This is a genomic window from Erythrobacter sp. SN021 (assembly GCF_021864455.1).
Genome location: NZ_JAKKUW010000001.1, coordinates 215,241 through 229,840, shown reverse-complemented (window position 1 = coordinate 229,840; position 14,600 = coordinate 215,241). Strand labels below are relative to the sequence as shown.

The following is a 14,600-nucleotide window of genomic DNA, read 5'->3' as shown; positions in this document are numbered from 1 at the left end:
AGATTTGCGTCACCGAGCATTTGTCCGATATGGTCTTCGTCGGCCAATCAAGGGGACGGATCATGAACGGTCGATTTTCCCTAATCGCAATTGCCATGGCCGGGGCGCTGGGTTCTTGCGGCGTCCCTGCCCCAAGCCTTTCGCTACGAAGTGCCGATTGCGACGCTCAATTCTCCTCAGCCGATGTCGTGCGCAGTCCGGACGTCTTTTTCATGGCCAGCAGCATGGCGGATTGCCGAAAACCGGAACTGCGGTTCGCCCCCTTCCGGTCGAATGCGCTTTCTTACGGTTTCGTAACGCCGAGAGGGAGCAATGATGAGCCCTGGCAGACCCACGAAGCCAAGCTCTTGCGCGAAGAGGACTGGGTCGAAACCTTGGTCGACCAGGTCAATTCTTTGGGAGAGCAGCAGGAGCTCCTGATATTCGTCCACGGTTATCGGAACAATTTCCACGACGGATTACAACGCGCCGTCACCGTAAGAAACCTTTATCCCTATGCGGTCCCGACCGTGTCGATCGTTTGGCCGTCCCGAAAGCGGTATCTTGGCTACATCTACGACGCGTCGAGCATCGGATGGGCGCAGAGCCATGTAGATCGCCTCCTCCGAAGGCTGGTTCACAAGATCGACAACGTTACGCTGGTTGCGCATAGCATGGGTAGTCGTGCGCTGATCGGAGCGGTTGAACGGCTGAATCTGGAAGACGAAGGGGCGGCGGCCAATATCCGGAAGATCATCCTCGTTTCTCCCGATGTCGATCGCGATCGGGTATTGCGAGAAAAGGGATCAGTCGAAGCACTGCTTCATGGAGGACGTTCCGTAACGATTTATTCCTCCCAAGAGGATTTCCCGCTTCGCACCTCCCGCCGTTTGCATGGATACAGCCGCTTGGGGAGTTCCGACTGCCGGTATTCCGTGAACTATGAGGAACGGGACCGGGGGCGCTACGGCGAGTGTCACCTCGGGCCGGATTTACCGGGTCTCAGCATCGTCGAAACATCGGGTGCCGCATCGGGCGGCTTCAACCGGCATTCCGACGTGTTCGACACCTGTATCGGGCGCGCCGACCTCAAGGCTGTGCTCACGGATGAGCCGACACCCTGGCGCGAGCGGGTAGAGCCGAGGGACGGGCGCACCGGCTATCGGCTGACGCAGGCCGCATATGATACCGAGCGGGATGACTGCCCGCGCTAACTTCGAGTATGGACGTGCAGGTCCCCTTCAAGCGTGCGGTGCACCGGGCATTTGTCGGCAATTTCGACGATCTTGCGACGCTGACCTTCGTCGAGTGCATCGCCATGTAATTCGATCCGGCGATTCAGCGCCTGCATCTGTCGGCCTTCTTTCATAGCCTCCACATGATCGCATTCATCCCGGTGATTGCGTTCATGCGTGACCTGCACCGTCACGCCTTCAAGCGGCCAGCCCTTCTTATCCGCATACATCTTCATCGTCATCGCCGTGCAGGTGCCCAGCGCGGCATTGAGCAGATCGTAAGGCGTCGGCCCGGAATCATCGCCGCCATAGCTTTTCGGTTCATCGGCGACGAACCGGTGTGTTTTGGTGTGAACCTCGGTGCCGAATTTGCCATGCCCGGTCTTTATGACCACGCCTTGATCCGGCATCGGCCAGTCTTCGCGCATCGGGATATAGCGGCTCGCCCAGGCGGCAATCACGCTGGCGGCGAATTGGGCGTCGGCCTGCTCCAACAGAAGATGATCGGCCCCTTCCAGGCTGACGAAACTTTTGGGATGCTTCGCGGCGCCGAAAAGTGCGCTGGCGTTCTCGATCCCGACCACATCATCGGTCGGGGAATGAAGGAAGAGTAGTGGGCGTTTCAGCCGCCCGACCTCCTCCAGCAAATCGATGTTTTCGACCTTCTCCAGGAAATCGCGACTGAGTGCGAAATCCCGCCCGCCGATTGTGACTTCGCCCTCGCCTTCCTTGCGGATCGCTTCGATGTCGCCATCGATCCGCTGAAGGACGTGCGGCACGTCGCTCGGCGCGCCGATGGTCGCGATCGCCGCGACCTTTTCGGAACCGAGGTCGTTCGCCGCCGCGAGCACCGCCGCCCCGCCCAGACTGTGCCCCACCAGCAGAATCGGCTGCGCAAAGCGATCGAGCAGGGTTTCTGCCGCCGCAACCAAATCCGCGACGTCCGTCGCGAAACCGGCACGCCCGAAATCGCCTTCGCTGCCGCCCAACCCGGTGAAATCGAACCGCAGGCAGGCAATGCCCTTACTCGCCAGCGCTCGCGCAACGCTCACGGCAGCCTTGCTCTGCTTGGTGCAAGTGAAGCAATGCGCGAACAGGGCCGCGCCGCGCACCAGGCCGGTGGGCAGTTCTATCGAACCTTCCAGGGCGTGTCCGGCTTCGGTGGCGATGGTGATCTTTTCGGTCGGCATAGTTTCTCCACATCCGTAGGTCGGGGCCTCGCGGTTACAACGCCCCCTTGCGTGTCTCGTGCCCGGCCCCTAACGCTTACGTAAAGTTGCAAGGGAAAACCGATGACCGAACCGACCCGTTTCGAAGGTACGAAATCCTATATCGCCACAGACGACCTCAAGGTTGCGGTCAATGCCGCAGTCACGCTGCGCCGTCCGCTGCTGGTCAAGGGCGAGCCGGGTACGGGCAAAACAGTCCTCGCGCACGAGATCGCCAAGGCGATCGATGCACCGCTGATCGAGTGGAACGTCAAGTCGACCACCAAGGCCCAGCAGGGCCTTTACGAATACGATGCAGTCGCCCGCCTGCGCGACGGTCAGCTCGGCGACGAGCGCGTTCACGACATTTCGAACTACATCAAGAAGGGCAAGCTTTGGGAGGCGTTCACCGCACCACAGCTTCCCGTGCTGCTGATCGACGAGATCGACAAGGCCGATATCGAGTTTCCCAACGACTTGTTGCAGGAGCTCGACCGGATGAGCTTCGACGTCTACGAAACGCATGAGCGGATCGAGGCGAAGGAACGCCCGATCGTCGTCATCACGTCGAACAATGAGAAGGAACTGCCCGACGCCTTCCTGCGCCGCTGCTTCTTCCACTACATCAAATTCCCCGACACTGAGACGATGCGCGAGATCATCGAGGTCCACTTCCCCGGCATTCAGAAAAACCTCGTCACCAAAGCGATGGAGATCTTCTACGAGATTCGCGACGTTCCGGGCCTCAAGAAGAAGCCCTCGACCAGCGAGTTGCTCGACTGGCTCAAACTGCTGCTCAACGAGGACATGCCACTCGACGTGCTGCAGGATGCGAACCCCAACGCGGCTATTCCGCCGCTGCACGGCGCGCTGCTCAAAAACGAGCAGGACGTGATGATGTTCGAACGCCTAGCCTTCATGGCGCGGCGGCAAAGCTGATGCCCCATCAGGGTGGCTGCCTTTGCGGCGCCGTTCGGTTCGAGATTACCGCGGACCCGATCGGAGCACGGTATTGCTGGTGCCGGGATTGCCAACGGATCGCGTCGGGTATGGCGACGATGAACGTGCTGTTTCCATCCGAAGCAGTGGCGTATTCGGGTGAGATGACGACGATGCGTCTGGTCGCGGACAGCGGCAATACCGTCGAACGGGGATTTTGCTCGCAATGCGGCTCGCAAATGTACAGCAAGACGGTCATCGGCCCGCAGCAACCCATGCGGGTACGTGCCGGAACGCTGGACGATCCTGAGATATGCCCGCCCAGCCTGATTATCTGGGGGCCGAGCGCGCCAAGCTGGGCGCCCTTCCCAGAAGGCATGCCTGTGCTACAGGCCGGTCCGGGATCGCCCGAATGGCGCCGCCCGGAAACCCTTCAAGAGAAGCTGTAAGCCAGTTCGAAATCGCCCCAACGGCGCCCGTTGACGAGAAGCGGGACGTAGACATTGCGGACCACTCGATAAGACTGACCGTCATTTTCGTGACGATAGACTGCCATCATGTAGCTTGCACCGCTCTTCTTCGCCTTCTGGTCTATGGGATTGAAGATGATACGGCCATTGCGGCAATATTGGGTGTCGTGAGCCAGATCGCCCGTCGGAGCCTGCGAGTTCCGTGTGAGATGCGTCGGAAGATAGCCGTTCACATCACTGCAGACGGAACCGAGAATGTCGCCGCCCTCTGCGCCTGCCGCAGCGTCGAGAACAGGGCGCCAATGCTCGTTCGCCCATTCCATCAATCCGGTCTGGAAACGTTGGGGGTTCGATCCTTCGATCGGGCGATAGTCCCGGTCAAAGAGCTGCTCGATTGTCAGCTCGCCTGTGGCTATGGCTTCTTCGGCCATGGCGACGATGTCTTGCGCGTGGCCTTGCGCTTTTTCGACCATCGCGCTGTCTTGTGGTGAAAGGCCCGCCTTGACCAGCTTGTCGAACATTTCACTGGCGATCAATTCGAGGCTTTCCATCCGGTCGTGTGCAGTCGCGAGCTTATCTTCGTTTTCGCTGACTGCGCCGTCGAAATCGCCAAGCACATCCTGAACACGATGAACATGGTCCGAAATGGTCGCCGTGTTACGCGCGATCTGATCCTGCTGGCCATCCACCTCCAGCAACAGTTCGGTAACGCTGCGCATCGTGTCTTCGATGGATCCGACCGAGTTCTTTGCTTGGCTGCTGGCCTCCGCGCCGGTCTGGATTTTTTCGATCACCTGCCCGGCTTCATTGTCCAGCATGTCGATTGTGCGACCGATCTCCTCGGTAGCCTTGCGCGTTTCGCTGGCGAGCGATTTCACCTCGTTCGCGACGACGGCGAAAGTTCGGCCCTGCTCACCCGCGCGCATCGCCTCGATCGTGGCATTCAGCGCCAGGATATTTGTGGTTTCTGCGATCTGGTCGATCTCTTGGCTCGAACGGCGTACCTGATCCATCGCCGCAGCGAAGCCGGTGACATGCTCGGTGAGAGTTTCGACGAGGCTGAGCAGATTGCCGATCTCGTTCAGCGAGTTGTTGATCATCAACGAACCATCGTTCAGTCGCTCGATCGCCCGTTCCGACAAGAGGCGGGCCTCGTCGCTCGCTTCGAGAACCTTGTGCTGGTCTTCGTCGAGCGCGCGCACCGTGCCCTGCAATTCGACATATTCGCTGCGTAGATGGCCAAAGGAATCGATCACACCCTGAACGATGCCCGCAACATCCGAGCAGCCGACAGTGACCCTGCCGCAAGCTTCCGGTATCTCGTCCAGAGCCGATCCGCCCCGAGCATCGATCGCGCTAAGTTCCATTGTCAAACTGACCCCTGAATGGATTTTCACGCGACCTGCGTAGGACAGGATGGTTAGCGGACGGTAAAGACAAAGTCGTAAATCGAGCACTGGTGCGGGCCGCGGGCACGCGCTAGACCCTCGTATATGTTCTTCAATTTCGTCGACGAGCTGCGCGCTGCGGGCATTCCCGCAAGCTTCAAGGAACACCTCACGCTGATCGAGGCGCTGGATCGCGATGTGATCGAGCAATCGCCGGAAGCGTTCTATTATCTCAGCCGCGCGACCTTCGTGAAGGACGAAGGCCTGCTCGATCGGTTCGATCAGGTTTTCCAGAAAGTGTTCAAGGGTATCCTGACCGATTACGGGCAGAACCCGGTCGATATCCCGGAAGACTGGCTCAAGGCCGTCGCCGAAAAATTCCTCTCCGAAGAAGAGATGGAGAAGATCAAGAGCCTGGGCGACTGGGACGAGATCATGGAGACGCTGAAGAAGCGGCTCGAGGAACAGGAAAAGCGCCACCAGGGCGGCAATAAATGGATCGGGACGGGCGGCACCTCACCCTTCGGCAATTCGGGCTACAATCCCGAGGGCGTGCGCATTGGCGGCGAGAGCAAGCACAAACGCGCGCTGAAGGTGTGGGACAAGCGCGAGTTCAGAAACCTCGACAACACCAAGGAATTGGGCACGCGCAACATCAAGATGGCCCTGCGCCGCCTGCGCCGCTTCGCTCGCGAAGGTGCAGCGGACGAGCTCGATCTCGACGCAACCATCGAAGGTACCGCCAAGCAGGGCTGGCTCGACATCCATATGCGGCCCGAGCGGCACAATGCGGTCAAGCTGCTGCTATTCCTCGATGTCGGCGGCTCGATGGACCCCTTCATCAAGATGTGCGAAGAGCTGTTCAGCGCCGCCACCGCCGAATTCAAGAACCTCGAATTCTTCTACTTCCACAACTGTCTTTACGAAGGTGTGTGGAAGGACAACCGCCGCCGCTGGCAGGAACGCACCAAGACCTGGGACGTGCTCCACAAATACGGGCATGATTACAAGGTTATCTTCGTCGGCGATGCGGCGATGAGCCCGTATGAGATCACCCATCCGGGGGGCAGCGTCGAGCATATGAACGAGGAAGCCGGCGCCACCTGGATGCAGCGCGTGACCAACACCTATCCCGCGACCGTGTGGCTCAATCCCGTGCCCGAAAAGCAGTGGGGCTATTCGCAGTCGACCAAGGTTATGAAGCATCTCGTCAACGACCGGATGTATCCGCTGACGCTCGACGGTCTCGACGATGCGATGCGCGAGTTGAGCCGCAAAACAGGCGCCTGAGTTGAGACACAGCCGCTTCGAGGCGGTTCGCCTCCGCCTCGAACGATTCGATCCGGGCACGGGCTGGCGGCTCTGGCTCTACGAGTTCGTGCTGTTCGGTTTCAAACAGGGCTGGGCGTGCCTGTTCGGGGGGCTGATGCTGGCCCTCCTGCTGGCCACGCATTTCCTATATCCGGAAAACGCAGCGCTTCATCGCTACGACTTTCTCACCCTCTCCGCGATTGCGATACAGGCGGCCATGCTGGCCTTCCGGCTCGAGACCTGGGCCGAGGCGAAGGTCATTCTGATATTCCATATCGTCGGCACTGTGATGGAACTGTTCAAGACCGCCGCCGGATCGTGGATTTATCCCGAAGCAAGCGTTCTCCACATTGGCGCGGTGCCGCTGTTCTCGGGCTTCATGTATGCCGCCGTGGGGAGCTATATCGCGCGCGTCTGGCGGATCTTCGACTTCCGCTTCACGGGCTATCCCGCGCGCTGGACCACATGGCTGCTGGCCGCCGCGATCTACATCAACTTCTTCGCGCATCACTGGCTGCCCGATATTCGCATGCTGTTGTTCGCCGCAACGATCCTTCTGTTCTGGCGAACGCGCGTCCATTTCCGTAACTGGCGCGACCATCGCTGGATGCCCTTATTGCTGGGTTTCCTGCTGGTCGCGCTGTTCATTTGGGGCGCGGAGAATATCGGCACCTTCGCACGGGCCTGGACCTATCCCGGACAGGAGGATGGCTGGAAAATGGTCAGCCTGGCGAAGCTCGGCAGTTGGTTCCTGCTGATGTTGATCAGCTTCGTCCTGGTCGAACTGGTTTCGCCGGTGCGAAAGCCCGGTTAATCCTTCTGGTCGAGCTCCTCATTCAGCCGCAGCGAACAGCGCCAGAAGAAGAAGGCGGGAAGCAGACCGAGGAAGGCCGCGCCGTAAAGCACGTAACGTACGCTTTCCTCGCCGAATTCCGGGCGCAACCAGTCCGACAACGTGCCGAAGAACAGCGGCCCCAGCCCCAACCCGATAAGATTCTGGAAGAACAATAGCACCGCCGCCGCGATCGCCCGTGCGCGCAATGGCACCAGCCCCTGTGCCGCCGAATAGGTCGGCCCGTAATAGAGCGAGTTGAACAGTGTGGGCAGAAACAGCAGCGTCAGCGCGAAGAGCCAGTTGTCCGCCCGATAAGCAAGGAATGCGAGCGGCACTGCCAGCGCCATGCCCACCGCTGGCGCCGTGAGGACGTGCCGACGATTTTCGGCGCCGTAGCGATCCGCCAGCCAGCCTCCGAGAAATGTCCCTGCGATACCGGCGGCGCCATTGACGACGCCAAACCAGAAGCCGACTTCACCCGGCGTCAACCCGTGAGTGCGCTGAAAGAAGATCGTGGTCCAGGTGGTCTTCCCGTAAGCAAGGAATGCCGCGGCCGACCCCGCCACCAGCAGCAGTACGAATGCCTTGGATCCCATTACCGAGCGGACTGCTTGCCCCAGGGGCATGGTTTGCTGCGCGTTCGATGCGGCTTGTGCTTGCGTCAGGTGCCGCCGCGGCTCCTTGAGTACCCAGGCGACGACGATCGCCAGCAGGACACCTGGCACTCCGACGATGAAAAACGCCCTGCGCCAACCCACGAAATCGGCAAGCAGGCCGCCGATCATCATGCCCAAAAGAGTGCCGACAGGTATGCCCAGGGCGTAGAAGGCCAAAGCCGAGCTGCGCTTTTTCGGTTCGACCATATCGGCGATGAGCGAATGCGCGGGCGGTGTGCAGCCGGCCTCCCCTATCCCTACCCCGATGCGGGCGAGCAGCAGTTGGACGAAATTCTGCGCCATGCCGCATAGCGCGGTCATTGCCGACCAGGTTGCAAGCGCTGCCGCGATCAATTTGGGCCGATGCGTCGTAGGACGGTCGGAAAAGCGCGCGATCGGCAGGCCCAGAATGGTGTAGAACAGCGCGAAGGCCAGCCCTGTCATCAGCCCGATCTGCGTATCGCTCAGCCCGAGTTCGAGCCGGATCGGTTCGGCCAGAATGTTGACGATCTGCCGATCGATGAAATTGAAGATATAGACGATCAGCAGAATCCACAGGGTGACTCTGACCGATCCGCCGGTCTGGCGCGCTGCCGCAGTGGCCATGAAGACTCTCTCCCGAAGCGCGGGTATGCCCGTCGCTGGGGCACAAGCTCCATGCCAAAGGCGATTTCGTCAAGCCCGTTCGTCGAAAATCGAAGATCGGGTCGGTCAGCGCCTTACCGATATGGGGTGCCTCTTCACGGCTGCGCTGCCGGATCAGCTATAGATCAGGTGGGGGGCGATCGCTTCGCGCCAGGCAGCCTCGTCGGCTGCGGCGAGTTCATCGAGATCGTCGGGCATGGCCTCGCCGTCGTCGACCCATTTGCGCAGGCTCGGCCCCCCGTTGATGACATCGATGGCAAGCCGGTCGAACTCGTATTCATAGGGGAAGTCGCGCCAGATCGGATAATCCGGGTAAAGAGAGCGGATCGCCTTGAATGCCAGCGCCTGCAAGCGCCACGGCCGGAAAGCATGATGATCGTAGAACTTGCCTTCCGCATGGATCATCAAGCCGTTGCACAACGTGCCGGCATGTTTGTGGAAAGTCGGCTCGAACCAGCATTCGCGCAAGGCACAGCCGCGCAGCCATACGGGAGCCATGCGCTGCATTTCCGCAAGCACCGCCTTGGCATCGATATCGGGCGCGCCGAACAGCACTTCGAGCGGTCGGGTCGTCCCCCGCCCTTCGCTCAAGGTCGTACCTTCCAGCATGACCGTTCCCGCATAAGCGCGGGCCATGTTGAGATTGGCGGCGTTGGGGCTGGGATTGATCCAGATGCGATCTTCGGGCCAGCCATAACCTGGCGCCTTGCCCGGTTTCCAGTTTTCCATCTCGATCACGCGCAGGTCGACGTCGAGCTTGAAATGATCGACGAACCAGCGCGCCATCTCCCCCATGGTGAGGCCGTGACGCATGACCATCGGTCCGGCTCCGACGAAGCTTTCCTGCCCCGGCAGGAGCAGAGTTCCTTCGACTGGGCCGCCGGCGGGATTGGGGCGGTCGAGCACCCACACGCTCTTGCCCGATTTGGCGGCTTCTTCCAGCAGGTAGAGCAGCGTCGTGACGAAGGTGTATATGCGGCAGCCAAGGTCCTGCAGGTCGAACAGGAAGATATCGGCGCTGGACATCATCTGGCCGGTCGGGCGCCGCACTTCGCCGTAGAGACTGAAAACGGGGATACCGTATCGCGGATCGGTCTCGTCTCCGGTTTCGACCATATTGTCCTGCTTGTCGCCCTTGAGCCCGTGCTGCGGCCCGAAGGCGGAGGACACCTTCACGCCGCGCTCGATCAGCGCATCGAGCGAATGGTCGAGATTGGCCGTGACCGAGGCAGGATGGGCGATCAGCGCCACCCGCTTGCTCTCCAGTGGTCTGCGCAGTTCCTCTTCCGCGAGGAGGCGATCAATACCGAATTTCATGTGTCGGTCGGTGCCCCAAGCCGTGCGGTGAAGCAAGCCGGATCGTGGAAATCGGGCGTGGGTCCGCCATGCTCCAGCGCCCAGTAGCTCTTTTGGGCGCCAGCCTCCTCGATGACACAGGCGAGCGCCATGCAACATTCTTCCTGCGGCAATCCTGCTGCAGGAATTGCAGCATCGAAGATGGCGAAACCGCTTCCCGGACGCATGGTGCACACCGAGCCGCGAGGCATGGGCCGTTCGGTCATGCCCGTCCGCCGGGTCGCGAAATCGTAGGCGTTCCAGCGTTCGGAAGGAGACAGGTTGAACTCCGAATAGGAACTGTCTCCCGGGGGCCTTAGAAACATTTCGAAACAGGTCGTCTGCCAGAGGTCATCCGCCCTGCCCTTGCCCGCAAATGGCGGGACCACCAGTTTGCCCGATCCTTCGATGCGCCAGCGAAGGCGCAACCAGTTCCGATCCCACCCGACGATCCGCGTTTCCACACTCGAAACAGCCAAAGGTGGATGGGCCGGATGCGGGTGCAATCGATACGTTTTCATGCCGCCTCTTACCTGCTAGCGGGCGCTTCGTCATGAGCAACTACTCCTCCGATCTCCTGCGCCTGCTCGACGAGCGTGGCTACATCCACCAGATTACCGATGCCGAGGGCCTCGACGCGCTCGCAGGCGAACAGATCGTGCCCGGCTATATCGGGTTCGATGCGACCGCGCCCTCGCTCCATATCGGCAGCCTGGTCCAGATCATGATGCTGCGCCGGTTGCAGCAGACCGGTCACAAACCCATCGTTCTGATGGGCGGAGGGACGACGCGGATCGGTGACCCCACGGGCCGCGACGAGAGCCGCAAGATGCTGACCGACGAGGCGATCGCGGCCAATATCGCCGGTATTCGCACAGTCTTCGAGAGGCTGCTGAAATTCGGTGACGGACCGACCGATGCGGTCATGGTCGATAACCAGGATTGGCTCAGCAAGCTGGGCTATATCGAGATGCTGCAGAAGGTCGGCACGCATTTCACGATCAATCGTATGCTGACGTTCGATTCGGTGCGCCTGCGGCTCGAACGCGAACAGCCGATGACCTTTCTCGAATTCAACTACATGATCCTGCAAGGCTACGATTTCCGGTACCTGTCGCAGGAAATGGGCGTGCGTCTGCAAATGGGCGGCAGCGATCAGTGGGGCAATATCGTCAATGGGATGGAACTCGGCCGCCGCATGGACGGCGCTGAGCTGTTCGGGTTGACCACCCCGCTTCTGACCACCGCCGACGGCGCCAAGATGGGCAAGACCGCCGCCGGGGCCGTGTGGCTGAACGAAGCGCAGTTGCCGAGCTACGATTTCTGGCAGTACTGGCGCAATGTCGACGATCGCGACGTGGGCCGTTTCCTGCGCCTGTTCACCGATCTCCCGCTCGAGGAGATCGCGCGTCTCGAATCGCTCGGGGGTGCGCAGATCAACGAAGCGAAAACGGTTCTCGCCAATGAGGTAACCAAGCTGGTGCGCGGCGAGGACGCCGCCGTCCTGGCCGCGAGCACCGCTGCCGAAACTTTCGCCGGAGGCGGCGCCGGGACCGACCTTCCATCGCTCGAAGTGGGCGATGACGGTATGCGGATCGGCGCGGTGCTTACTGCGCTTGGCTTCACCGCCTCGAACGGGGAGGCCAAGCGGAAGCTGGCCGAAGGCGCGGTTAAACTGGATGGAAAACCGGTGACCGATCCGGGCTTTCTGGTTGCGATCGATGAAGGCACTGAATCCAAGCTCAGCCTGGGTAAAAAGAAGCACGCGATTATTCGCCGCTAATTGTCGGTGAACCGTTCCTCCGTGAGGGATGAACCGCTGGACCGGTTTACCAATTGGCAGCCTTTTACGCCCATAAAGTCGGGCAATCGTTTCATCGCAGAGGGGCCGCCCGCATGAGTGCCGGAGCACAACTGAGCGTTACCGACCAACGGCGCATGACGCGTCACCCGGTCGATTACCCGGTCATCGCCGAACATTTCGGCAAGGGCGATGTGCGCCTTCATATCGCCAATATTTCCGCCAACGGCTTCATGATCGACAATGCGGAAGGTATCGAGCGCGGTGAACGAGTGATCGTGCGCCTGCCGGTGATCGGCCGCATCGAAGCCTATTGCATCTGGACCCGCGACAATCGGGCGGGCTTTCAGTTCGAACGCATCATTCGGGTCGACGATTTTCTGGCGATGATCGACACGCTGCAGCCCAATCCGCGCCTGCGTAAGCTGCGCTGATCCGCAACGCCTTCTACTAGAACGACAAGCAGGCCCGTCTTCACAAGTGAAGGCGGGCCTGTCATGTGTCCGGCGTGACCGAAACCGCCACCCCCACCCCCGATCGATCGCCCCTGCGGATCGCCAATTTCAGAGCGTACTGGGTCAGCCGCCTGTCGATGACTCTGGCGCAATACGCGATGATGCTGATCATCGGATGGCAGACGTACAATATCGCTCGCGATGGGGGGATGAGCGTTGCCGAAGCCTCTGGCCAGCTCGCGCTCATTGGCCTGCTGCAATTCGTGCCGCTGTTCCTGCTCACACCATTTTCGGGCTGGGCCGCAGACCATTTCGACCGCCGCAATATCGCCCGACTTACAGTGCTGGCGCAATTGGGATGCGCAGCAGCGCTTGCCTGGCTGACCTGGAGCGGAAATCTCACTCTTTTCGCCCTGTTCGGGGTTGCCATCGTGCTGGGTATAGTCCGGGCCTTCAACGGACCGGCACTCTCCGCTCTCGCGCCCAATCTCGTGCCCAAAGCCATCCTGCCCAATGCGATCGCGCTGTCCAGCATCGCCTGGCAAGTCGGGATGATCGTCGGCCCCGCGATCGGCGGATACACCTATGCGATCTTGCCCGCCCTTCCCTATCTGACTGCCTGCGTTCTCTTCGTGTTATCGCTGATTGCACTGACCTTTATCGGCAAAGTCCAGCAGCCGCCGAGGGAAGCCAACAAACGCCCGATCCATCAGATGGTAGAGGGGCTGCGCTATGTCGTGCGCAACAAAATGGTGCTGGGTGCGATCACGCTCGATCTCTTCGCCGTTTTCCTTGCCGGGGCGACCGCGCTGTTCCCTGTCTATGCGCGCGACATTCTGGAGGTCGGCGAGACAGGGCTGGCCCAGCTCGCCATGGCGCCCGCCGTTGGCGCCGCGCTCACCGCATTGTGGTTCAGCTTCCGTCCCCTCAAGACCAATGTCGGCCCGAAGATGCTCTGGGCTGTTGCCATATTCGGACTGGCCACCGTGGTCTTCGGCCTTTCGACCTCGATGCCGCTCAGCCTCGCCATGCTGGTCATCGTGGGGGCGGCGGATATGTTCAGCGTCTATATCCGGCAATCGCTGATCCAGCTACACACGCCCGATGACAAGCGCGGCCGCGTGTCTTCCGTCAGCCTGCTCACGATCAGCGCCTCCAACGAATTCGGCGATTTCTTTTCCGGCAGCCTCGCTTTCCTAGTCGGCCCCGTGTTGGCGGTCGTCGGCGGCGGCGCGGGAGCGATCGTCACAGTCGCGCTCTGGGCGCGGATTTTTCCGGTTCTGCGCACGACGCGAACCTTTGACCCACCAGAAGAATTGCTAGAAACTCCCCCCGAAGAGAAATTGAAGGAGCAGATGCCATGAAAGCCGACTCTGTCCTCGCCACCATTGGCGGCACCCCCCACATTCGCCTGTCGCGCCTGTTTCCGGATCACGAGGTCTGGGTGAAGAACGAGCGCGCCAATCCGGGCGGTTCCATCAAGGACCGGATCGGCCTCGCCATGATCGAAGATGCCGAGCAGGCGGGCAAGCTCAGGGAAGGCGGCACGATTATCGAGCCGACCAGCGGCAATACCGGCATTGGCCTCGCCATGACCGCGGCGGTCAAGGGCTACAAGCTCGTGCTGGTCATGCCCGAAAGCATGAGCGTGGAACGCCGCCGCCTGATGCTGGCCTACGGGGCGACCTTTGACCTGACCCCCAAGGAAAAGGGCATGAAAGGTGCGATCGAGCGCGCGCAGGAACTCGTCGAAAAGACCGAGGGCGCCTGGATGCCCAGTCAGTTCGACAATGAAAGCAACTGGAAGGTGCACGCCCGGACCACTGCAAAGGAAATCCTAGACGACTTCGCTGACACGCCGATCGACGCGCTGATCACCGGCGTCGGTACAGGCGGCCACCTGACCGGCTGTGCGGAAGTGTTGAAAGAGACCTGGCCGAACATGAAGGCCTGGGGCGTCGAGCCCGAACTCTCGCCGGTCATCAGCGGCGGCCAGCCCGGCCCGCACCCGATCCAGGGCATCGGCGCGGGCTTCATCCCCGGCAATCTCCACACCGACGCCATCGAAGGGGCAATCCCCGTCGATGCCGCCGAGGCCAAGGAAATGGCCCGCCAATGCGCGGTAAAGGAAGGTCTGTTGGTCGGCATTTCGAGCGGTGCCACGCTGGCCGCAATCAAGCAGAAACTGGCCGAGCTACCTGCGGGATCGCGCGTGCTCGGTTTCAACTACGACACGGGCGAGCGGTATCTGTCGGTGCCGGACTTCCTGCCGGAGTGACGTAATTCGCGAAGGCCCGGTTTAAGCGGTGGGGTGGTCGAACCGACCGCCCTTCACGCGCACCC

General features: G+C 60.9%; 14 protein-coding genes. 9 read left to right on the top strand and 5 right to left on the bottom strand.

All coding sequences use genetic code 11. The features are described from left to right. Positions 1-62: 62 nt before the first annotated feature. Complete coding sequence (locus tag L5849_RS01070) at positions 63-1,193, top strand: alpha/beta hydrolase (protein WP_236923957.1); 1,131 nt, start codon at positions 63-65, stop codon at positions 1,191-1,193. On the opposite strand, the gene L5849_RS01065 is transcribed toward L5849_RS01070, so the two are convergent. Then, positions 1,190-2,404: a bifunctional alpha/beta hydrolase/OsmC family protein gene (locus tag L5849_RS01065; RefSeq protein WP_236923956.1), complete on the bottom strand. Its 1,215-nt coding sequence runs from the start codon at positions 2,402-2,404 to the stop codon at positions 1,190-1,192. The genes L5849_RS01070 and L5849_RS01065 overlap by 4 nt on opposite strands. Positions 2,405-2,506: 102 nt before the next feature. Here L5849_RS01065 and L5849_RS01060 point away from each other — a divergent pair, with 102 nt between their 5' ends. Together L5849_RS01060 and L5849_RS01055 are read left to right on the top strand one after the other, a co-directional pair. Continuing rightward, complete coding sequence (locus tag L5849_RS01060) at positions 2,507-3,361, top strand: MoxR family ATPase (protein ID WP_115416739.1); 855 nt, start codon at positions 2,507-2,509, stop codon at positions 3,359-3,361. Then, entirely contained in the window at positions 3,361-3,810 is a 450-nt protein-coding gene (locus L5849_RS01055) for a GFA family protein (RefSeq protein WP_115416738.1), read from the top strand. Before L5849_RS01060 ends, L5849_RS01055 begins: the two co-directional genes overlap by 1 nt. Here the strand turns inward: L5849_RS01055 and L5849_RS01050 are convergent. After that, positions 3,795-5,198, bottom strand: a complete 1,404-nt coding sequence (locus L5849_RS01050) for a methyl-accepting chemotaxis protein (RefSeq protein ID WP_236924599.1) — start codon at positions 5,196-5,198, stop codon at positions 3,795-3,797. The genes L5849_RS01055 and L5849_RS01050 overlap by 16 nt on opposite strands. A gap of 126 nt (positions 5,199-5,324) precedes the next feature. Between L5849_RS01050 and L5849_RS01045 the strand changes: the two genes are divergently transcribed. Continuing rightward, a complete protein-coding gene (locus tag L5849_RS01045) occupies positions 5,325-6,509 on the top strand; it encodes a VWA domain-containing protein (protein WP_236923955.1) in 1,185 nt (394 codons plus the stop codon). Between the two features lies 1 nt (position 6,510). Continuing rightward, complete coding sequence (locus L5849_RS01040) at positions 6,511-7,344, top strand: DUF817 domain-containing protein (protein WP_236923954.1); 834 nt, start codon at positions 6,511-6,513, stop codon at positions 7,342-7,344. Here the strand turns inward: L5849_RS01040 and L5849_RS01035 are convergent. The 3 genes from L5849_RS01035 to L5849_RS01025 all read right to left on the bottom strand — a co-directional run bounded on the left by L5849_RS01035 (position 7,341) and on the right by L5849_RS01025 (position 10,522). Beyond that, on the bottom strand, positions 7,341-8,627 hold the full coding sequence (locus L5849_RS01035) for an MFS transporter (protein WP_236923952.1): 1,287 nt from the start codon (positions 8,625-8,627) through the stop codon (positions 7,341-7,343). The genes L5849_RS01040 and L5849_RS01035 overlap by 4 nt on opposite strands. Before the next feature lie 153 nt (positions 8,628-8,780). Further along, positions 8,781-9,983: an exo-beta-N-acetylmuramidase NamZ domain-containing protein gene (locus L5849_RS01030; RefSeq protein ID WP_236923951.1), complete on the bottom strand. Its 1,203-nt coding sequence runs from the start codon at positions 9,981-9,983 to the stop codon at positions 8,781-8,783. Further along, positions 9,980-10,522 carry a DOMON-like domain-containing protein gene (locus tag L5849_RS01025; RefSeq protein ID WP_236923949.1) on the bottom strand — a complete coding sequence of 181 codons (543 nt, stop codon included), beginning with the start codon at positions 10,520-10,522 and terminating at the stop codon, positions 9,980-9,982. Before L5849_RS01025 ends, L5849_RS01030 begins: the two co-directional genes overlap by 4 nt. A 32-nt stretch (positions 10,523-10,554) precedes the next feature. On the opposite strand from L5849_RS01025, the gene tyrS reads away from it, so the two are divergent. The 4 genes from tyrS to cysK all read left to right on the top strand — a co-directional run bounded on the left by tyrS (position 10,555) and on the right by cysK (position 14,535). Beyond that, positions 10,555-11,784, top strand: coding sequence for a tyrosine--tRNA ligase (tyrS, locus tag L5849_RS01020; protein WP_236923948.1), 1,230 nt, complete (start codon positions 10,555-10,557; stop codon positions 11,782-11,784). A 113-nt stretch (positions 11,785-11,897) separates the two neighbouring features. Continuing rightward, positions 11,898-12,236: a PilZ domain-containing protein gene (locus tag L5849_RS01015; RefSeq protein ID WP_115416732.1), complete on the top strand. Its 339-nt coding sequence runs from the start codon at positions 11,898-11,900 to the stop codon at positions 12,234-12,236. Between the two features lie 65 nt (positions 12,237-12,301). Continuing rightward, a complete protein-coding gene (locus L5849_RS01010) occupies positions 12,302-13,621 on the top strand; it encodes an MFS transporter (RefSeq protein ID WP_368735711.1) in 1,320 nt (439 codons plus the stop codon). Continuing rightward, positions 13,618-14,535, top strand: a complete 918-nt coding sequence (cysK, locus tag L5849_RS01005) for a cysteine synthase A (protein WP_236923946.1) — start codon at positions 13,618-13,620, stop codon at positions 14,533-14,535. Before L5849_RS01010 ends, cysK begins: the two co-directional genes overlap by 4 nt. The last annotated feature ends 65 nt before the right edge of the window (positions 14,536-14,600 follow it).